Genomic DNA, 20608 nt, shown 5'->3' with positions numbered 1-20608 from the left:
AATCATTCCATGACTACTAATACACATAAATTGGTTAGCGAATTACCTGAAATTTATCAGACTATTTTTGGGCATCCTGAGTGGGATGGCGATGCTGCACGAGACTGTAATGAACGGCTCGCGCTAATTAGTGAACAATATGACAGCTTGTCCAGAGAGTTAGGAAGGCCACTACGGGTTCTCGACCTGGGCTGTGCTCAGGGGTTCTTCAGTTTAAGTTTGGCAAGCAAGGGTGCCAGCGTATTAGGTATCGACTTTTTGCAGCAGAACATTGATGTTTGTCAGGCGCTTGCTGAAGAAAATCCACATTGTGATGTTAAATTTCAAGTCGGGCGGATAGAAGACATTGTCAGCACTCTGGAAGAAAACCAATTTGATCTCGCCATTGGACTAAGTGTTTTTCACCACATTGTTCATCTGCATGGGGTTGCTGAAGTCAGATCGCTGTTAGAGCGTTTGGCAAATCTGACGCAGGCGATGATTCTCGAGCTCGCTGTCAAGGAGGAACCACTCTATTGGGGGAAATCTCAGCCTGAAGATCCGCGTGAACTTATTGACCAATGTGCTTTCTATCGATTGATTGGAAGATTTGACACTCATCTGTCTAATATTTCACGTCCGATGTATATTATCAGTAACCACAGGGTTATTCTTCCGGAATTTAATCAGCCTTTTACTTCATGGCGCGACAGTCCTTACACCGGAGCAGGCTTTGCGCATAAACAGAGCCGTCGCTATTATTTCTCTTCGGAGTTCATATGTAAGTTCTATCGTTTTAGTACAGTAAGTTGCTTACTAACTGATAAGGAGAGCGAGCGTAATCGTACTGAACTCGCCCATGAAGAAGCTTTTCTTAAATCTCCACCATCTGGCTTAAAAGTGCCGGCGTTGTTTACTGCAGGGGGGAATGGAGAAGCGGGATGGTTGGTAATGGAAAAAATTCCCGGAGAGCTGTTAAACGACGTTCTGGCCAGTGAACGGCATATTGATCGGGAAAAAGTTATTTCCGATCTCCTCGACCAATTAGTTATTTTGGAAGAACATGGTCTATATCATGATGATTTCAGAACATGGAATGTTTTAATTGACGATAATGACAGCGCTCGTTTAATAGATTTTGGTTCGATTGGCGATGTACAACAAGACTGCAGCTGGCCAGTTAATATTTTCCAGTCGTTCATTATTTTTGTAAATGAAATATTTTGTGAAAATAAATCCTGGAGGGGCTTCTGGCGTTCCGCACCATTAAGTCCTTTCCAGTTGCCTGAACCGTATTCAAATTGGTTGACAGCATTCTGGAAACATCCTGTTGGTGAGTGGAGTTTTGCTTTACTCCAACAACTCTTTTCAACCAAAGATGCTCTACCGGCTGCGAGTTCCATTATGGACGCTTCTGATCTATGGGTCCGGGCTCAGGAGCCCGTATTGTTGGAAAGTCAAACGCAAATACGCAATACGGATGCGCGGGTAGTCCGTCTCGAGTCGCAAATCAATGAACTCACCTCCCTGATTAATATTATGGGTGAGAGCATTCAGACGTTTGAGAAGCGTGAGTATCCGCCACAAGACGTTACTACTAATGTACAGCCGCGTATCGAGATTGAGCAGAGTAAAGCCGTTGATTCAGAAGAGATTATGCGACTTCATACGCAGCTCAATGATGCTCAGCAAGAAATAGAGAATCTACGTCATGAGATTGCTAAAATTCATTATAGTCGCTCATGGAAAATGACCAAGTGGTATCGGTACGCTGGCTTACAGTACTATCTGCTTCGTCAGTACGGCTTCAAACAGCGTTTTAAGCATTTACTCAAACGAGTGCTTAGCAACGTATTTTATTTTTTGCGTGCACATCCACGACTAAAGCAGAAGGTGATCAATCTACTGCGTACAATTGGAATTTATGACTTTGCTTATCGTATGCATCGTCGTATGAATCCTGGTTCACATAACCCTTATCCAAACGACCCACAATACCAGTCGCAGACTGAAAAGCAGATCTTACATCCAGAGTTATTGCCTCCGGAAGTTAACTCAATTTTTAGCGAGCTTAAAAACAAAAGATAAGGTGAGTCACTTGCATATTTTGATTGACGTACAAGGATATCAATCGGAAAGTAAATTCCGTGGAGTTGGTCGCAGCACCTATGAAATGAGTCGTGCGATCATAAAAAATGCTGGCCAGCATCGAGTAAGCATTTTAATGAATGGCATGTATTCGATTGATAGTATAAATGAAATTAAAAAAAGCTGGGGTGATATATTACCGCAGGAAGAAATGTTTATTTTTTCAGCTGCTGGCCCTACAGCTCTTCGCGACTGTGAAAACCATCCCCGGAGTGTTGCCGCCACACTAGCTCGTGAACTTGCTATTGCTAATATCAATCCCGACGTTGTTTTTATTATTAATTTCTACGAAGGTTTTGACGATAGTTATACCGTCTCAATTCCTCAAACTACAGTACCATGGAAAACAGTTTGTGTTTGTCACGATCTAATTCCGTTACTGAATAAAGAACGCTATCTGGGCGAACCAAACTTCCGTCAGTATTATTATGATAAACTAGCTCAATACGAAAGGGCGGACGCTATTTTTGCTATTTCCAGATCATCCATGCAGGAAGTTATCGATTACACATCGATTCCGGCAGAAAAAATTATTAATATTTCATCTGGAGTAAGCGATTCATTTAAAATTAAAGATTATACTCACGATGAAATCAAAGACTTACGTGATAAATATCATCTTCCTCAAGAGTTTATTCTTTCTTTGGCAATGATAGAGCCACGTAAAAATATTGAAGCGCTGATTCATGCATATAGTTTATTACCGCATGCCCTGCAACAGAGTTATCCCTTAGTTTTAGCCTATAAAATTAGCACCGATGAAAAGGAAAGGCTGTACCGAGTTGCAGAGAACTATGGTTTATCTCGTAATCAGCTTATTTTTACAGGCTTCTTAAACGATAGTGACCTTATCGCACTTTACAATTTGTGCAAAATTTTCGTTTTCCCCTCTATACATGAAGGGTTTGGCCTGCCGCCACTAGAAGCTATGCGTTGTGGTGCAGCTACGCTGGGTTCAAATGTGACCAGCTTACCCGAGGTCATCGGTATGGAAGAGGCTTTATTTAATCCTCTGGATGTCCCCGACATTTGCCGTGTTATGCAAAGGGCCTTGACTGACAGTGAGTTCTACTCAGCATTAAAAGCTCATGCTCCGGCGCAGGCGGCAAAGTTCACATGGGATCACACCGCGCAGCTCGCGTTAAAGGGATTTGAGAGGCTTGTAGATAAGGCTTCCGCATCAGAACCTCTGGATATCACAAGCTTCACCGCACACACCATTAATAGAATTAAAAATATTGCAGAATTAAGTGAAACCGAACGCTTACAGACAGCCTGGGCGATTGCTCGTAATAGCTTTGCTACACATCAGCGCAAGCTGCTGGTTGATATTTCTGTTCTTGTTGAGCATGATGCGAAAACGGGAATTCAACGGGTTTCTCGCAGTATACTTAGTGAATTACTGAAATCTGGCGTTGCTGGTTATACTGTCAGTGCGGTTTATTATCGACCGGGTGAATGCTATCGCTATGCCAACGAATACCTGAATACCCATTTTAACGGGGCGTTCGGGCCTGATGTACCTGTACTGTTTACCAAAGATGATATTCTGGTTGCTACCGATCTAACTGCCCATCTGTTTCCTGAGCTTACTGTCCAGCTGGATTTTATTCGTCTATCCGGTGCCAAGGTTTGTTTTGTTGTGCATGACATTTTGCCTCTGAGAAGACCGGAGTGGAGCGATGAGGGAATGCAACGCGTGTTCCCCATTTGGTTATCTTGCATTGCGCAGCACGCTGACCGCTTGATTTGTGTATCAGCAAGCGTTGCAGAGGATGTAAAAGCCTGGATTGCGGAAAACAGCCATTGGGTGAAACCGAACCCGCTGCTGACCGTCAGCAACTTCCATCTGGGAGCCGACCTCGATGCCAGCGTACCGTCCACTGGCATGCCGGATAATGCCCAGGCGCTGTTAGCAGCGATGGCCGCGGCTCCATCATTTATCATGGTGGGCACGATGGAACCACGCAAAGGACATGCGCAGACGCTAGCGGCATTTGAAGAATTGTGGTTACAGGGCAAGAACTACAATCTGTTTATCATTGGTAAACAGGGGTGGCATGTTGATGATTTATGTGAACGTTTACGTCACCATCCACAGCTAAATAAAAAACTATTTTGGCTACAAAACATTAGCGATGAGTTCCTTACGAAGTTGTATTCTCAGTCTAGTGCGTTAATCTTCGCATCTCTCGGAGAAGGCTTTGGCCTGCCGTTGATTGAAGCGGCGCAGAAAAAGCTGCCGGTGATTATCCGCGACATTCCGGTGTTTAAAGAGATTGCTCAGGAACATGCGTGGTATTTCTCCGGGGAAGCGCCGGCCGACATCGCGAAGGCCGTCGAAGACTGGTTAGCCCTGTATGAGCAAAACGCGCATCCTCGTTCCGAAAATATCAACTGGTTAACCTGGAAACAGAGCGCGGAATTTCTCCTGAAAAACCTGCCGATTATCGCGCCAGCCGCGAAGCAATAATCGCTATCAACAGGGCTACTCCGGTGGCCCTTGTGATGAGTTCGTTATGAAAATTATTTTTGCTACTGAGCCAATTAAATACCCGTTAACGGGCATCGGTCGGTATTCCCTGGAGCTGGTTAAGCGGCTGGCGGTCGCCCGCGAAATCGAAGAGCTGAAGCTGTTTCACGGCGCGTCGTTTATCGATCAGATCCCCCAGGTGGAGAATAAAAGCGATACCAAAGCCAGCAATCATGGTCGTCTGTCGGCGTTTCTGCGCCGCCAGCCGCTGCTGATTGAGGCGTATCGCCTGCTGCACCCGCGGCGCCAGGCGTGGGCATTGCGCGACTATAAAGATTATATCTACCATGGTCCCAATTTTTACCTGCCGCATCGCCTGGAACGCGCCGTGACCACGTTTCATGACATCTCCATTTTTACCTGCCCGGAATATCATCCAAAAGATCGGGTTCGCTATATGGAGAAGTCCCTGCATGAGAGCCTGGATTCGGCAAAGCTGATCCTGACCGTCTCTGACTTCTCGCGCAGTGAAATCATCCGCCTGTTCAACTATCCGGCGGAGCGGATCGTCACCACCAAGCTGGCCTGCAGCAGCGACTATATTCCGCGCAGCCCGGCGGAGTGCCTGCCGGTCCTGCAGAAATATCAGCTGGCGTGGCAGGGGTATGCGTTATATATCGGCACCATGGAGCCGCGTAAAAATATCCGTGGTCTGCTGCAGGCCTATCAGCTGCTGCCGATGGAGACCCGCATGCGCTACCCGCTGATCCTCAGCGGCTATCGCGGCTGGGAAGACGATGTGCTGTGGCAGTTAGTCGAGCGTGGTACGCGTGAAGGGTGGATCCGTTACCTGGGCTATGTCCCGGATGAGGACCTGCCTTATCTGTACGCGGCGGCCAGAACCTTTGTTTATCCCTCCTTCTATGAGGGATTCGGTTTACCTATTCTTGAAGCGATGTCTTGCGGTGTGCCGGTAGTATGTTCCAATGTCACTTCTTTGCCTGAAGTGGTTGGCGATGCCGGCCTCGTTGCCGATCCTAATGATGTAGACGCGATTAGCGCGCATATTTTGCAGAGCCTGCAGGATGATAGCTGGCGGGAAATCGCCACCGCGCGCGGTCTTGCCCAGGCGAAACAGTTTTCGTGGGAGAACTGTACGACCCAGACCATTAACGCCTATAAATTACTCTAAGGGTGTCAGTTGAGAGTTCTACACGTCTATAAGACCTACTATCCCGATACCTACGGCGGTATTGAGCAGGTCATTTATCAGCTCAGTCAGGGTTGCGCCCGCCGGGGGATCGCAGCCGATGTTTTTACTTTTAGCCCGGACAAAGAGACAGGTCCTGTCGCCTACGAAGACCATCGGGTCATTTATAATAAGCAGCTTTTTGAAATTGCCTCCACGCCGTTTTCGTTGAAAGCGTTAAAGCGTTTTAAGCAGATTAAAGATGACTACGACATCATCAACTACCATTTTCCGTTTCCCTTTATGGATATGCTGCATCTCTCGGCGCGGCCTGACGCCAGAACGGTGGTGACCTATCACTCGGATATTGTGAAACAAAAACGGTTGATGAAGTTGTACCAGCCGCTGCAGGAGCGATTCCTCGCCAGCGTAGACTGCATTGTTGCCTCGTCGCCCAACTACGTGGCCTCCAGCCAGACCCTGAAAAAATATCAGGATAAAACGGTGGTGATCCCTTTTGGTCTGGAGCAGCATGACGTGCAGCACGATCCGCAGCGGGTGGCACACTGGCGGGAAACCGTCGGCGATAACTTCTTCCTCTTCGTCGGCGCTTTCCGCTACTACAAAGGGCTGCACATTCTGCTGGATGCCGCCGAGCGTAGCCGGCTGCCGGTGGTGATCGTCGGGGGCGGGCCGCTGGAGGCGGAGGTGCGGCGTGAGGCGCAGCAGCGCGGACTGAGCAATGTGGTGTTTACCGGCATGCTCAACGACGAAGATAAATACATTCTCTTCCAGCTCTGCCGGGGCGTGGTCTTCCCCTCGCATCTACGCTCAGAGGCGTTTGGCATTACGTTACTGGAAGGCGCGCGCTTTGCCAGGCCGCTGATCTCCTGCGAGATCGGCACCGGGACCTCGTTCATTAACCAGGACAAAGTAAATGGCTGCGTGATCCCGCCGAATGACAGTCAGGCGCTGGTGGAGGCGATGAATGAGCTCTGGCATAACGATGAAACCGCCAGTCGCTATGGCGAAAACTCGCGTCGTCGTTTTGAAGAGATGTTTACAGCCGACCATATGATTGACGCTTACGTCAATCTCTACACTACGCTGCTGGAAAGCAAATCCTGAGGCCAGCTACCCCCGCCGTTGCGGCGGGGGTCAACGCGTTAGTGTCGACTCTTCAGATTATCAATCACTTCCCCGAGATCCAGCCCCTGGTCCTGCAGCAGCACCAGCAGGTGATACATCAGGTCCGACGCCTCATTCTTCAGCTCGAAGCGGTCGTTCACGGTGGCGGCCAGCGCGGTCTCCACGCCTTCTTCCCCCACTTTCTGCGCAATACGCTTGGTGCCGCTGGCATACAGCTTCGCCGTGTAGGAGCTCTCCGGGTCGGCGTGTTTACGCTCGGCCAGCAGCTGCTCCAGCTGATAGAGGAACAGCCACTGGTGGCCGGTTTCGCCGAAGCAGCTGGTGGTGCCTTTGTGGCAGGTCGGCCCGATCGGGTTTACCAGCACCAGCAGCGTATCGTTGTCACAGTCCGGCGTGATGCTCACCACGTTGAGGACATGGCCCGAGGTTTCACCCTTGGTCCACAGCCGCTGCTTGGTGCGCGAGTAAAAGGTGACCTTGCCGGTGGCTTCGGTTTTCTCCAGCGCCTCCTTGTTCATGTAGCCGTGCATCAGCACTTCGCCGGATACGGCGTGCTGCACGATGGCCGGCATCATGCCGTCCGTTTTTTCCCAGTCCAGCTGTTCAGTCAACATACCCTTATCTCCACGCCCTGTGCCGCCAGGTACGCTTTCAGTTCGCCAATATTAATAATCTGTTTGTGGAATACCGAAGCCGCCAGCGCGCCGTCAACGTCGGCGTCGCGGAAGGCTTCGAGGAAGTGTTCCATAGTGCCCGCGCCGCCGGAGGCGATCAGCGGGACGTGGCACACCGCGCGAACCTTCGCCAGCTGCTGCAGGTCGTAACCGTTGCGCACCCCGTCCTGGTTCATCATGTTAAGGACGATCTCGCCTGCGCCGCGCTTCTGCACTTCCTCCACCCAGTCGAGGGTTTCCCACTGCGTCACACGGGTGCGGCTCTCGTCGCCGGTATACTGGTTGACGTGATACTTGCCGGTCTCTGCGTCAAACCAGGTATCAATCCCCACCACGATACACTGCACGCCAAAGCGGTCGGCAAGGCGGGTGATCAGCGTCGGGTCGGCGAGAGCAGGGGAGTTAATCGAGATCTTATCGGCGCCGAAGGAGAGGATCTGCGCCGCGTCTTCCAGCGACTTGATCCCGCCCGCCACGCAGAAAGGAATATCAATCACTTCCGCTACCCGCGACACCCAGCTCTTGTCGACCACCCGACCGTCGCTGGAGGCGGTGATATCATAGAACACCAGTTCGTCGGCACCTTCGTCGGCATAGCGCTTGGCCAGCGGGACGATGTCGCCAATGATCTCGTGATTACGGAACTGCACGCCTTTCACTACCTGGCCGTCGCGGACGTCGAGGCAGGGGATTATCCGTTTTGCCAGCATTGAATGGCCTCCGTTACGTTGAATTTACCTTCCAGCAGCGCGCGGCCGACAATCACGCCGCGCACCCCGGTGCCGCGCAGCGCGGCAATATCATTGAGATCGCCGATGCCGCCGGATGACTGAAACGCCACCTGCGGGTAGCGGGCGCAGACTTCCTCGTACAGCGAGACGTTAGAGCCTGCCAGCGTGCCGTCGCGGGAGATATCGGTGCACAGCACGTGCTGCAGGCCGACCGGCAGATAGCTCTCCACCAGCTCCTCCAGGGTTACCCCGGAGTTTTCCTGCCAGCCGCTGACCGCCACCTGCTTATTGCCGTCGGCGTCGATACGCACGTCGAGGGCGAGCACCAGCCGTTCTGGGCCAAAGCGTTTGAACCAGCCTTTCACTTCCTCCGGGGATTTCACCGCGGTGGAGCCGACCACCACGCGGGCGACGCCGGCCTCAAGCAGGGCCGCGACATCCGCTTCGGTCCGCACGCCGCCGCCGACCTGCACCGGGACGTTAACCCCGGCGACCAGCGATTTCAGCAGCGGGATCTGGCGCTTCGCCGGATCCTTCGCCCCGGTCAGGTCGACCAGGTGCAGGACTTTTGCCCCCTGAGCGGCATAGGCCTGCAGGCGCGGCAGCGGATCGCTGCCATAGTCGCGCTGCTGGCCGTAATCGCCCTGATGGAGACGAACGACGGTGCCGTCGATTAAATCTAAAGCAGGAATAATCATCACATCTCCAGGAAGTTTTTCAGCAGCTGCGCCCCGGCGCTCCCGGAGCGCTCCGGGTGAAACTGCACGCCAAAGAAGTTATCTTTCTGCACCGCGGCGGTGAACGCCTCGCCGTAATTGCACTGGGCGATGGTGTACGGGTTGACCGGCATGGCGTAGCTGTGCACGAAGTAGAAATACGCGCCTTCTTCAATGCCGCGGAACAGACGATCGCCTGCTTTGGCATACACCCGGTTCCAGCCCATGTGCGGCAGCGGCAGACCGTGGTCGGTCATCTTCGGCACCTCTTCTTCGATAATGCCCAGCAGATCGACGCCGTTGTTCTCCTCGCTGCGCTTGCCGAGCAGCTGCATGCCCAGGCAAATCCCCAGCACCGGCTGGGTACAGGCTTTGATCAGGTCGATCAGCTCCCGGTCGCGCAGCTGATCCATCGCCGCCTGGGCGGTGCCGACGCCGGGAAGAAACAGTTTATCGGCACGCAATACCACTTCCGGATCGCGGCTGACCACTGGCTCATAGCCGTGGCGGCCAATCGCCGATTTCACCGAATTGAGGTTGGCGCAGCCGGTATCAAGGATCACCACATTCATTACAGCACCCCTTTGGAAGACGGCAGGGCATCGCCCTGGACGCGGATCGCCTGGCGCAGCGTACGGCCAAAGGCTTTGAACAGGCTCTCCACGCGGTGGTGATCGTTCTTGCCCTTGGTTTTCAGGTGCAGGGTCACCGCCATGGTGTAGGAGAGCGAGCGGAAGAAGTGTTCCACCATCTCGGTGCTCAGATCGCCGACGCGCTGATAGGTGAAGTCCGCCTTATACTCCAGGTGCGGACGGCCGGAGATATCCAGCGCGCAGCGGGCGAGACACTCGTCCATCGGCAGCACGAAGCCGAAGCGGTTGATGCCGCGCTTGTCGCCAAGGGCCAGCTTCAGGGCTTCGCCGAGGGCCAGGCCGGTATCTTCCACCGTGTGGTGGTCGTCGATGTACAGATCGCCGCCGACGTTAACCTCCATGCGGAAGCCGCCGTGGGTGGCGATTTGGTCGAGCATATGGTCAAAAAAGCCGACGCCGGTGTGGATCTTGCTGCCGCCCTCGCGGTCCAGCCACACTTTCACATCCACCTGGGTCTCTTTGGTGATGCGCTCGACATGGGCATAGCGGTCGCGGCGGGTCAGCTGCTCGCAGATGGTCGGCCAGTCGAGCGTCTCGCGGTCATAGCGCAGACCGGTAATTCCCATGTTATCCGCCAGCTCAAGATCGGTGGCCCGGTCGCCAATCACATAGCTGTGGGCTTTATCCAGCACGCCCTCTTCCAGCCACGGCAGCACCAGCTGCATTTTTGGCTTGCGGCAGGCGCAGTTGTCGCCCGGGAAGTGCGGACAAATCAGCACCTCTTCAAAGTTAACGCCCTGCGAGGCGAAGATCTGCATCATCAGGTTGTGCGGGCCATCAAACGCTTCCTGCGGCAGACTGTCGGTTCCCAGGCCATCCTGATTGGTGATCATCACCAGCTTATAGCCTTCCTGCTGCAGCTTCAGCAGCGCCGGGATCACCTGCGGCTCAAACGCCAGCTTGTCGAACCGGTCCACCTGGAAATCCTCCGGCGGTTCGGAAATCAGTGTGCCGTCACGGTCAATAAAGAGATACTTCTGGGTCATACATTCTCCGCAGTCAAGGCGTCAATCACGCGCTGGCTCTCGGCACGGGTACCGATAGTGATACGCAAACAGCCGCTTAATGAAGGTTGTTTATTCTGGTCACGTAAGATAATGCCCTGATCCCACAAAGATTTAAACACTGCGCTGGAGGCGGTTATCCGCGCCAGCACATAGTTGGTCTCGGAATCGAAGACCTGCTCCACGCAGGCGATGCCGCGCAGCTGTTCCACCAGGTAGCGGCGCTCGTCAAGGATCTGCGCCACGCGCTGGCGCATCGCGGCGATCCCCTCCGGGCTCAGGGCCTGGGCGGCGATATCGGCCACCGGCGTGGAGAGCGGGTACGGGGCGATCACTTTCAGCAGCACGTTGATCACCTCGGCGTTGGCGAGGGTGAAGCCGCAGCGCAGGCCGGCGAGGGCGAAGGCTTTGGACAGCGTGCGCAGCACCACCAGGTGCGGATAGTCGCTGAGCCAGCCGGCGAGCGTCGCCTGCGGGCAGAATTCAATATAGGCTTCGTCGGCCACCACGATGGCTTTGCCGCGGGTCATCTCCAGCAGGTCGCGCATCGACTGCGGGTCGATAATCTGCCCGGTCGGGTTGTTCGGGCTGCAGACGAAGACCACCTTCACGCCGTCCAGCCGCGCCTCGATGCCCGGCAGGTCGAGCTGCCAGTCGGCCAGCGTCGGCACGGTGCGGCATTCGACCCCGATGGTCTCGGCGCTGACGCTGTACATGCCGTAGGTCGGCGGGCAGTAGAGCACCGCGTCTTCGCCGGGCTCACAGAAGGCGCGGATCAGCAGCTCGATGCCTTCGTCGGCGCCGCGGCTGACCAGCACCTGCTCCGGTTTGACCTCGGCGTAGCGGGCGTAGCTCTCAATCACGGCCTTCGGCTGCGGCTCCGGATAGCGGTTCAGCGTCTGTTCGGTAAGCTGGAAGGCTACGGCGGTAGGGAATTCGTTGGCGTTGAGCCAGACGTCGCCTTTGCCGCCCAGCCGGCGAGCGGATTGATACGGGGTCAGCGCGCGGACGTTGGCGCGGGCTAAATCTTCAATGCTCATGCTTGCTCCTTCAGGGCGGCAACGCGCAGCGTTACGGCGTTTTTGTGGGCGTCAAGGCGCTCGGCGGCGGCCAGGATCTCAATCGTTGAGGCAAGGGCGGCAAAGCCGTCGCGCGACAGCTCCTGCACGGTCATCCGCTTCTGGAAGTCGGCCAGACCGAGGCTTGAGCAGGTGGCGGTGTAACCATAGGTCGGCAGGACGTGGTTGGTGCCCGAGGCGTAGTCGCCCGCGGATTCCGGTGACCAGTCACCGAGGAAAACGGAACCGGCGCTGGTGATGTTGTCCACCAGCTCGCGGGCCTGACGGGTCTGAATGATCAGGTGCTCCGGGCCGTACAGGTTGGAAATAGCCACGCACTGCGCCAGATCGCGGGCCACGATGATCCGGCTGGCGGAGAGCGCCACGCGGGCAGTTTCGGCGCGCGGCAGGGCGGCCAGCTGGCGCTCCACGGCTTCGGCGACGCGGCTGCCCATGTCGGCGTCCGGAGTCAGGAGGATCACCTGCGAGTCCGGGCCGTGTTCCGCCTGCGACAGCAGGTCGGAAGCGACAAAGTCCGGGTTGGCGCCGCTGTCGGCGATGACCAGCACTTCCGACGGGCCGGCCGGCATGTCGATGGCTGCGCCGTCCAGACGCTGGCTGACCTGGCGTTTGGCTTCCGTGACGTAAGCGTTGCCCGGGCCAAAGATTTTATCCACCTTCGGCACCGACTCGGTACCGAGGGCGAGGGCGGCGATGGCCTGGGCGCCGCCGACGTTAAAGATGGTTTTTACGCCGCACAGCTGCGCGGCATAGAGGATCTCATCGGCAATCGGCGGCGGCGAGCAGAGCACCACCTGCTGACAGCCGGCGATGCGCGCCGGCGTCGCCAGCATCAGCACCGTGGAGAACAGCGGCGCTGAGCCGCCGGGAATGTACAGTCCGACGGAGGCGATAGGGCGGGTGACCTGCTGGCAGCGCACCCCCGGCAGCGTTTCGACATCCACCGCCTGCAGCTGTTGCGCGTTGTGGAAGGTCTCGATGTTTTTCACCGCCACCGCCATCGCCTGCTTCAGCTCATCGCTGAGGCGCTCGCCGGCGGCGGCGATCTCCGCCTCGCTCACCTGCAGCGCGGCGACGGTGGTTTTATCAAACTTCGCGCTGTATTCGCGAAGCGCCGCGTCGCCGTTGGCTTTGACGTTATTCAGGATCTCCGTCACCGTTTTACTGATGCTGTCGGAGGCGGAAATCGCCGGGCGCGTTAAGAGTTGCTGTTGTTGGTCTGCGCTACAGCCGTTCCAGTCGATGATTGTGTTGAAGCTCATGATTGTATTCCCCTGTGTGTCCTGTGACCGGCTGGCCGATTACTCCATCATTTTCTCAATCGGCAGCACCAGAATGGAGCTGGCGCCCAGCGCCTTCAGTTTTTCCATGGTCTCCCAGAACAGGGTTTCGCTGCTGACCATGTGCATCGCCACGCGCTGCTTGTCGCCTGCCAGCGGCAGAATAGTCGGCCGCTCGGCGCCCGGCAGCAGGGCAACCACTTCTTCCAGGCGTTCGGTCGGGGCGTGCATCATGATGTATTTCGACTCGCGGGCCTGAATCACGCCCTGAATACGGGTCAGCAGGCGGTCAATCAGCTGCTGTTTGGCGTCGGCCATTTCGCCGTCGCGCTGGATCAGACAGGCTTTGGAGCGGTAGATCACTTCCACTTCGCGCAGGCCGTTGGCTTCCAGAGTGGCGCCGGTGGAGACGAGGTCGCAGATAGCGTCGGCGAGGCCGGCGCGCGGCGCCACTTCCACGGAGCCGTTCAGCAGACAGGATTTAAAGGAGATACCTTTTTGATCGAGGTAGCGCTTCAGCAGGTGCGGGTAAGAGGTGGCGATGCGTTTGCCGTCCAGCGCCGCCGGGCCGTTCCAGGCTTCATCCACCGGAGTCGCCAGCGACAGGCGGCAGCCGCCGAAGTCGAGACGGCGCAGGGTGAAGTAGCGCGGGTCTTCGCCCTGGGCGCGGCGGCTGAGCAGCTCTTCTTCCAGCACGTTTTCGCCGATAATGCCGAGGTCGACAACACCGTCCATCACCAGGCCCGGGATATCGTCATCACGCACGCGCAGAATATCGATTGGCATATTTTCCGCCAGCGCAATCAGACGCTGGGTGTGCAAATTGACTTTAATGCCGCAGCGGCTGAGTAATTCGCGTGAATCTTCGCTTAAACGGCCTGATTTCTGAATAGCTATGCGTAAACGGGTGTTGTCTAACATTGTTCTTTTCCTCTGAATACCTGTCTGAATCTGTCCGAATTTGGTCCAAAAAAAAGCCCCCGGAAGTGAATCTTCCGGGGGCTCTCTGCGCGTTCATGCACCACTGGAAGATCCAAACGTCTTCCAGCACACATCGCCTGAAAGACTAGTCAGGATGATGGTGATGATGGTGGTGTTTAAATTGAACGCGGTTCATAAAAATTCTCTGTGAATGACTATGCATTTGATGTCCTTTAACCTAAACCACTTCCGCCGCAGAAAGCAAGGGCTTTTTTCTATCATTAATTCATTTCATATTGAGCGAAGAAATTGTCAGTTGCCGCTGGCTGGCGTAGCCTGTAATCAGCACAGCGAAAGAGTCAGGAGCCTGGGATGAAAAAGGTCGCGATAGTCGGTTTGGGATGGCTGGGGATGCCGCTGGCGCTGTCGTTGACGGCGCGAGGCTGGCAGGTTACCGGCAGTAAAACTACGCAGGATGGCGTGGAGGCGGCGCGGATGTGCGGGATCGACAGCTATCCGCTGCGCCTGGAGCCACAGCTGGTCTGTGATACCGAGGACCTCGACGCGCTGATGAACGTCGATGCGCTGGTGATCACCCTGCCGGCCCGGCGTACCGGGGCAGGGGAAGGGTTTTATCTACAGGCGGTGCAGGAGATCGTCGATACCGCGCTGGCTTACCATATTCCGCGGATCGTCTTCACCAGCTCCACCTCGGTGTATGGCAACGTCAACGGTACAGTGAAGGAGAATTCCCCGCGTCTGCCGCAAACCGCCAGCGGACAGGTGCTCAAGGAGCTGGAGGACTGGCTGCACAACCTGCCGGGGACATCGGTGGATATTCTGCGCCTGGCCGGGCTGGTGGGGCCTTCCCGTCATCCGGGACGTTTTTTCGCCGGCAAGTCGGCGCCGGATGGCCAGCACGTGGTCAATCTGGTGCATTTGCAGGATGTGGTGGCCGCTATCGAACTGCTGCTGCAGGCCCCGAAGGGCGGGCACATCTATAATCTATGTGCGCCCCGCCATCCGGCGCGCGGCCTCTTTTATCCGCAGATGGCCCGCGAGCTCGGTCTGCCGCCGCCGGTGTTCAGCGACAGCCCGGACGGCGGCCAGGGCAAGATTGTGGATGGCAATCGTATCTGCAATGAGCTGGGGTTTGAGTACCAGTACCCCGATCCGCTGGTGATGCCGATGGAGTGATCCGCCAGCGGTGATTCGCATACCGTAAGGGGGTAGCGATGAAACCACTGCTGGATGTCCTCGTGATCCTGGATGCCCTGGAAAAAGAGGGGAGCTTTGCCGCGGCGTCGGCAAAGCTCTTTAAAACGCCCTCGGCGCTGAGCTACACCATTCACCGCCTGGAAAGCGATCTCAATATTCAGCTGCTCGACCGCAGCGGCCATCGCGCGCGCTTTACCCCCAGCGGACAGATGCTGCTGGAGAAAGGGCGGGAGGTGCTGCATATCGCCCGCGAACTGGAGATCCGGGCGGTTAAGCTGCAGCAGGGGTGGGAGAATAGCCTTCGTCTGGCGGTGGACAGCACCTTTCCCGTGGCGCTGCTCTCGCCGCCAATCGCTGCATTTTATCAACAACAGCCGCTGACCCGGCTGCACTTCACGCTGAACCCCTCCCTGCTGGACTGGCGGCCGCTGACTGACGGGCAGGCCGATCTGCTGCTGGGGGCGCTCGGCGAACCGCCGCCGCTGAGCGGTTATGACTATCTCCCCCTCGGCGAGCTGGAGCTGCTGCTGGTCGTTGCCCCACAGCATCCGCTGGCGCGACACCGCGCACCGTTGAGCTGGCGAACCCTGCGCCGTTACCGGGCGGTGGCCACCGGCGAGGGCGGGGCGCTACTCAGCGATCAGGAGACCCTGACGGTGTGTGACGCCGCGGGGCAGCTGGCGCTGCTGCGCCTGGGGCTGGGCTGGGGGTGCCTGCCGCGCTATCAGGTGCAGGGTCTGCTGGACAGCGGCGAGCTGGTCTGCATGACCGTGCGCGGGCTATCGTCTCGTCAACGCGCGTGGATCGCCTGGAATGACGCCACCTGCGGTTTGGCTGGCAAATGGTGGCGGGAAACGCTATTAGCAAATAGTGCTATTTTTACAATTTATCATACGGAAACCGTATAGATATTAGCACGTTAAAAATTATGCTTACGCAATGAACTTCATAACATCTTGTCAACGCCGTTGAATTTGTTGCAAAATATGCGGCCTGAAAACCAGAGACTAGCCGACGCTTTTTTTAAAGTGTCGGTTATTTTTTTGGTCGAAAGACACATCATTCAATACCAAGAGGCCGGGCTTCGTACCGGATAGATATTTACTAAAAACCGACAGTCGTTGTCGCTGAGGAATAGAAAGAAATGGGGCAATTTTTTGCTTACGCGCTGGCGTTCACCGTAAAAGGGGATAACTATGTCGCATAACGCTACTCCAAATACCTCTCGCGTGGAATTACGTAAAACGCTTACGTTAGTTCCGGTTGTAATGATGGGCCTGGCCTATATGCAGCCGATGACGCTGTTCGATACGTTTGGTATCGTCTCTGGTATGACCGACGGTCACGTGCCGACGGCCTACGCCTTTGCGTTAATCGCTATCCTGTTTACTGCCCTGAGCTATGGCAAGCTGGTACGTCGTTACCCTTCTGCCGGCTCGGCGTATACCTATGCGCAGAAATCCATCAGCCCGACCGTTGGCTTTATGGTGGGTTGGTCCTCGCTGCTCGACTACCTGTTCGCGCCGATGATCAACATTCTGCTGGCGAAAATCTATTTTGAAGCGCTGGTGCCTTCGATTCCGTCGTGGGTGTTTGTTATCGCGCTGGTCGCCTTTATGACCGCCTTTAACCTGCGCAGCATTAAATCCGTGGCCAACTTCAACACCGTGATCGTGGTGCTGCAGGTGGTGTTGATCGCCGTTATCCTCGGCATGGTGATTTATGGCGTGTTTGAAGGCGAGGGCGCCGGTACGTTGGCCAGCAGCCGTCCGTTCTGGTCCGGTGACGCGCACGTGATCCCGATGATTACCGGGGCGACGATCCTGTGCTTCTCGTTTACCGGTTTCGACGGCATCAGCAACCTGTCTGAAGAGACCAAAGATGCAGAGCGCGTCATTCCGCGCGCGATCTTCCTGACCGCGCTGATCGGCGGCCTGATCTTCATCTTTGCCACCTACTTCCTGCAGCTGTACTTCCCGGATATCTCGCGCTTTAAAGATCCGGATGCGTCACAGCCGGAAATTATGCTCTACGTGGCAGGTAAAGCCTTCCAGGTTGGCGCGCTGATCTTCTCCACCATCACCGTACTGGCGTCCGGTATGGCGGCGCACGCTGGCGTGGCGCGTCTGATGTACGTGATGGGCCGCGACGGCGTGTTCCCGAAAAGCTTCTTCGGCTACGTGCACCCGACCTGGCGCACTCCGGCGATGAACATCATCCTGGTCGGCGCGATTGCGCTGCTGGCGATTAACTTCGACCTGGTGATGGCGACGGCGCTGATTAACTTTGGTGCGCTGGTGGCGTTTACCTTCGTTAACCTGTCGGTGATTTCCCAGTTCTGGATCCGTGAGAAGCGCAACAAGACGCTGAAAGACCACTTCCAGTATCTGTTCCTGCCGATGTGCGGCGCCCTGACCGTTGGCGCGCTGTGGGTCAACCTGGAAGAGAGCTCGATGATTCTGGGCCTGATCTGGGCCGGTATCGGTCTGGTCTATCTGGCCTGCGTGACCAAAAGCTTCCGCAACCCGGTGCCGCAGTACGAAGATGTGGCCTAAGGCATAGCGTGATGTAAATAAGAAAAGCCGGAGGGAAACCTCCGGCTTTTTTTTCGTTTGGCTCGGTGCGATATCTTTTGCCCGGCGGCGCTGCGCTTGCGCGGGCCTACGGTGATGGTTAACCTTCTGAAATTTAATGGTTATGTAGGCCGGGTAAGCGAAGCGCCACCCGGCAGAAGAGCTTATCCTGCCTGCACCATAACTTTCAGCAGCGTATCCAGCAGGCCGGGAAAACGGGCGTCCAGATCTTCCCGGCGCAGCGAAATCATGTTCTCCCGTCCCTGAGGCCGTTGCCAGATCACACCGCTGTCGCGCAGGACGCGCCAGTGGTGGGTCATGGTGGACTTGGCCACCTCCTCCTGGCGCAGGGCGTTGCAGCTCAGCTCGCTGCCGTCGGCCAGCGTACGAATGATCTCCAGTCGCAGCGGGTTTCCGAGCGCGGAAAGGACATTTTCCAGGCGAATTTGTTCTCGTTCGGGGTGATTGGCGATCATAATAATCCTGTGTCGGCGGTGGCGCGGCGCATGGTAGCCGCAGCCCATATCGGCGGCTGGCGGCTACTATACCCAAACTCCGGTTCTGATACCACGCGCGCCGCCGCAACCTGCCCAATCGTAATGATAGCAAAAATAGTTCGAATATACTCGTACAGTTGTACTAAGATAGACGCAGTTAAATGAACTGCGGATCATTCCGACCGCAGACTGACCGTCAAAACGACTAAGGACGCATCATGCCCCGACCCATCCCTCTCGAACGTTATCGCAACATCGGTATCTCCGCGCATATCGATGCCGGTAAAACCACCACCACCGAGCGCATCCTGTTTTATACCGGGATGAGCCATAAGCTGGGTGAAGTACACGATGGCGCGGCAACCACCGACTGGATGGCCCAGGAGCAGGAGCGCGGGATCACCATTACCTCGGCGGCGGTAAGCTGCTTCTGGCCGGGGATGGACCGCAGCTTCGAGCCGCACCGGATCAATATCATCGACACCCCGGGGCACGTGGATTTCACCATTGAGGTGGAGCGTTCCATGCGCGTGCTCGACGGCGCGGTGATGGTGTATGACTCCGTCGGCGGGGTGCAGCCCCAGTCGGAGACCGTCTGGCGCCAGGCGAATAAATACCACGTTCCGCGGCTGGCCTTCGTCAACAAGATGGACCGCCCGGGGGCGGACTTCTTCCGCGTGGTGCAGATGATGATCGACCGTCTGAAGGCTAACCCGGTGCCGATTGTGATACCTATTGGCGCAGAAGAGCATTTCACCGGCGTCGTCGACCTGGTGAAAATGCGCGCCATCCTGTGGGATGACGCCACCCAGGGCATGACCTTCAGCTATGGGCCAGTCCCTGACGAGCTGTTGGCGACGGCGCAGCAGTGGCGGGAGAAAATGGTCTCGGCGGCGGCGGAAGCCAGCGATGAGCTGATGGATAAATACCTGGAAACCGGTGAGCTGGACGAGGCGGAGATCGTCGCCGGTCTGCGCCAGCGCACGGTGAAGGGGGAAATCCAGGCGGTGCTCTGCGGGAGCGCCTTTAAAAACAAAGGCGTGCAGCGCATGCTCGATGCGGTGGTGGAGCTGATGCCGTCGCCGCTGGATATTCCGGCGATACAGGGCGTTGATGAGCAAGGCCAGCCGGCGGAACGCCATCCGAGCGACGATGAGCCGCTGTCGGCGCTGGCGTTCAAACTGATGACCGACCCCTACGTCGGCCAGTTGACCTTTATCCGCGTCTACTCCGGGACGCTGAAGAAAGGCGATGCGGTGTGGAACCCGGTGAAGGGTAAGAAAGAGCGCATCGGGCGTATCGTGCTGATGCAGGCCAACGACCGTCACGAAGTTGACGAACTGCACGCCGGGGATATCGCGGCCTGCGTCGGTCTGAAGGATGTGACCACCGGCGATACGTTATGCGATCCGGATGCGGTGATTACCCTCGAACGGATGGAGTTTCCGGAGCCGGTGATTTCGCTGGCGATTGAGCCGAAGACCAAAGCGGACCAGGAGAAAATGGGCATCGCGCTGCAGCGGCTGGCGGCGGAAGATCCGTCGTTCCGTCTGCATACCGATGAAGAGTCCGGCCAGACGATTATCTCCGGCATGGGTGAGCTGCATCTGGAGATCATTGTCGACCGGATGAAGCGCGAGTTTGGCGTCGAGGCCAACATTGGCCGTCCGCAGGTCACCTACCGCGAAACCCTGCGCAAGAAAGTGACGGACGTGGAAGGCAAATTTGTGCGCCAGTCCGGCGGCAAAGGGCAGTATGGCCACGTCGTACTGACCCTGGAGCCGCTGGAGCCGGGCAGCGGTTTCGTCTTCGAGGACGCCACCAAAGGCGGGGTAGTGCCGCGCGAGTACATCCCTTCCGTGGAGAAAGGGCTGCGCGAAGCGATGGGCACCGGCGTGCTGGCGGGCTATCCGGTGGTTGACGTGAAAGCGACCCTGACCTTTGGATCGTACCACGACGTGGACTCCTCGGAGATGGCGTTCCGCATGGCGGCGATCTTCGGCTTCCGGGAGGGCGCGCGCAAAGCGGACCCGGTGATCCTTGAGCCGGTGATGCACGTCGAGGTGGAGACGCCGGAAGAGTACGCCGGGAATATTATGGGCGATCTCTCTTCCCGTCGCGGGATGGTGCAGGGGATGGAAGAGCGCTTCGGCAGCCAGATCATCCGCGCCGACGTGCCGCTGGCGGAGATGTTTGGTTATTCCACCACGCTGCGCTCGATGTCTCAGGGACGGGCAACCTACAGCATGGAGTTCCACCATTACGCGGAAGCGCCGCGTAATGTGGCGGATGAAATCATCGCCAGCCGCGCGAAAAGCTAAGCA

Annotated in this window: 19 protein-coding genes and 1 other annotated feature; of the genes, 9 read left to right on the top strand and 10 right to left on the bottom strand. The window is 56.4% G+C overall.

Annotated features, from left to right (window positions below):
- Positions 1 to 9 precede the first annotated feature (9 nt).
- Genes RRF55_RS15345 through wbdC form a run of 4 tightly spaced genes read left to right on the top strand, consistent with a single transcriptional unit; the run spans position 10 to position 6917 of the window.
- On the top strand, positions 10 to 2067 hold the full coding sequence (locus RRF55_RS15345) for a methyltransferase domain-containing protein (RefSeq protein WP_032441066.1): 2058 nt from the start codon (positions 10 to 12) through the stop codon (positions 2065 to 2067).
- A 10-nt stretch (positions 2068 to 2077) separates the two neighbouring features.
- The gene (locus RRF55_RS15340) at positions 2078 to 4600 is read left to right on the top strand and encodes a glycosyltransferase family 4 protein (RefSeq protein ID WP_064153712.1); all 2523 of its coding nucleotides are present in this window, start codon (positions 2078 to 2080) and stop codon (positions 4598 to 4600) included.
- Between the two features lie 46 nt (positions 4601 to 4646).
- A complete protein-coding gene (locus RRF55_RS15335) occupies positions 4647 to 5792 on the top strand; it encodes a glycosyltransferase family 4 protein (protein ID WP_004203596.1) in 1146 nt (381 codons plus the stop codon).
- A 9-nt stretch (positions 5793 to 5801) separates the two neighbouring features.
- Positions 5802 to 6917, top strand: a complete 1116-nt coding sequence (gene wbdC, locus RRF55_RS15330; protein WP_004184789.1) for an N-acetyl-alpha-D-glucosaminyl-diphospho-ditrans,octacis-undecaprenol 3-alpha-mannosyltransferase WbdC — start codon at positions 5802 to 5804, stop codon at positions 6915 to 6917.
- Positions 6918 to 6955: 38 nt separating this feature from the next.
- Here the strand turns inward: wbdC and hisIE are convergent, their stop codons facing one another.
- The 9 genes from hisIE to hisL form a co-directional block, all read right to left on the bottom strand.
- Entirely contained in the window at positions 6956 to 7552 is a 597-nt protein-coding gene (gene hisIE / locus RRF55_RS15325) for a bifunctional phosphoribosyl-AMP cyclohydrolase/phosphoribosyl-ATP diphosphatase HisIE (protein WP_004184787.1), read from the bottom strand.
- Positions 7546 to 8322, bottom strand: coding sequence for an imidazole glycerol phosphate synthase subunit HisF (gene hisF, locus RRF55_RS15320; RefSeq protein WP_004180497.1), 777 nt, complete (start codon positions 8320 to 8322; stop codon positions 7546 to 7548). Before hisF ends, hisIE begins: the two co-directional genes overlap by 7 nt.
- Complete coding sequence (hisA, locus tag RRF55_RS15315; protein ID WP_048332913.1) at positions 8304 to 9041, bottom strand: 1-(5-phosphoribosyl)-5-[(5-phosphoribosylamino)methylideneamino]imidazole-4-carboxamide isomerase; 738 nt, start codon at positions 9039 to 9041, stop codon at positions 8304 to 8306. The genes hisF and hisA overlap by 19 nt, the downstream gene beginning before the upstream one ends.
- Positions 9041 to 9631: an imidazole glycerol phosphate synthase subunit HisH gene (gene hisH, locus RRF55_RS15310; protein WP_002912227.1), complete on the bottom strand. Its 591-nt coding sequence runs from the start codon at positions 9629 to 9631 to the stop codon at positions 9041 to 9043. The genes hisA and hisH overlap by 1 nt, the downstream gene beginning before the upstream one ends.
- Entirely contained in the window at positions 9631 to 10698 is a 1068-nt protein-coding gene (gene hisB, locus RRF55_RS15305) for a bifunctional histidinol-phosphatase/imidazoleglycerol-phosphate dehydratase HisB (protein ID WP_040188824.1), read from the bottom strand. The genes hisH and hisB overlap by 1 nt, the downstream gene beginning before the upstream one ends.
- Positions 10695 to 11756: a histidinol-phosphate transaminase gene (hisC, locus tag RRF55_RS15300; RefSeq protein ID WP_004149000.1), complete on the bottom strand. Its 1062-nt coding sequence runs from the start codon at positions 11754 to 11756 to the stop codon at positions 10695 to 10697. Before hisC ends, hisB begins: the two co-directional genes overlap by 4 nt.
- Positions 11753 to 13057 carry a histidinol dehydrogenase gene (gene hisD, locus RRF55_RS15295; protein WP_004148999.1) on the bottom strand — a complete coding sequence of 435 codons (1305 nt, stop codon included), beginning with the start codon at positions 13055 to 13057 and terminating at the stop codon, positions 11753 to 11755. The genes hisC and hisD overlap by 4 nt, the downstream gene beginning before the upstream one ends.
- Before the next feature lie 39 nt (positions 13058 to 13096).
- A complete protein-coding gene (gene hisG / locus RRF55_RS15290) occupies positions 13097 to 13996 on the bottom strand; it encodes an ATP phosphoribosyltransferase (RefSeq protein ID WP_002912152.1) in 900 nt (299 codons plus the stop codon).
- Between the two features lie 47 nt (positions 13997 to 14043).
- Positions 14044 to 14166: a sequence feature (His leader region), on the bottom strand.
- Entirely contained in the window at positions 14142 to 14192 is a 51-nt protein-coding gene (hisL, locus tag RRF55_RS15285) for a his operon leader peptide (RefSeq protein WP_004899375.1), read from the bottom strand. Its footprint overlaps the feature before it by 25 nt.
- A 176-nt stretch (positions 14193 to 14368) precedes the next feature.
- On the opposite strand from hisL, the gene RRF55_RS15280 reads away from it, so the two are divergent.
- The 4 genes from RRF55_RS15280 to plaP all read left to right on the top strand — a co-directional run bounded on the left by RRF55_RS15280 (position 14369) and on the right by plaP (position 17769).
- Entirely contained in the window at positions 14369 to 15193 is an 825-nt protein-coding gene (locus RRF55_RS15280) for an SDR family oxidoreductase (RefSeq protein WP_004152513.1), read from the top strand.
- Between the two features lie 38 nt (positions 15194 to 15231).
- A complete protein-coding gene (locus tag RRF55_RS15275; RefSeq protein ID WP_004189172.1) occupies positions 15232 to 16122 on the top strand; it encodes a LysR family transcriptional regulator in 891 nt (296 codons plus the stop codon).
- A gap of 236 nt (positions 16123 to 16358) precedes the next feature.
- The gene (gene yoeI / locus RRF55_RS15270; RefSeq protein ID WP_096335043.1) at positions 16359 to 16421 is read left to right on the top strand and encodes a membrane protein YoeI; all 63 of its coding nucleotides are present in this window, start codon (positions 16359 to 16361) and stop codon (positions 16419 to 16421) included.
- Positions 16411 to 17769 carry a putrescine/proton symporter PlaP gene (gene plaP / locus RRF55_RS15265; protein WP_004148994.1) on the top strand — a complete coding sequence of 453 codons (1359 nt, stop codon included), beginning with the start codon at positions 16411 to 16413 and terminating at the stop codon, positions 17767 to 17769. The genes yoeI and plaP overlap by 11 nt, the downstream gene beginning before the upstream one ends.
- A 182-nt stretch (positions 17770 to 17951) precedes the next feature.
- On the opposite strand, the gene RRF55_RS15260 is transcribed toward plaP, so the two are convergent.
- Positions 17952 to 18263 (bottom strand): ArsR/SmtB family transcription factor, encoded by a 312-nt coding sequence (locus RRF55_RS15260; RefSeq protein WP_002912109.1) that lies wholly within the window; start codon positions 18261 to 18263, stop codon positions 17952 to 17954.
- Between the two features lie 239 nt (positions 18264 to 18502).
- Here RRF55_RS15260 and fusA point away from each other — a divergent pair, with 239 nt between their 5' ends.
- A complete protein-coding gene (gene fusA / locus RRF55_RS15255; protein WP_020804128.1) occupies positions 18503 to 20605 on the top strand; it encodes an elongation factor G in 2103 nt (700 codons plus the stop codon).
- Positions 20606 to 20608 lie beyond the last annotated feature (3 nt).

Source organism: Klebsiella sp. K47 (assembly GCF_051858335.1).
GTDB lineage: Bacteria > Pseudomonadota > Gammaproteobacteria > Enterobacterales > Enterobacteriaceae > Klebsiella > Klebsiella pneumoniae.
The sequence above is the reverse complement of the archived record's forward strand: the minus strand, read 5'-3'. Positions and strand labels throughout refer to the sequence as shown.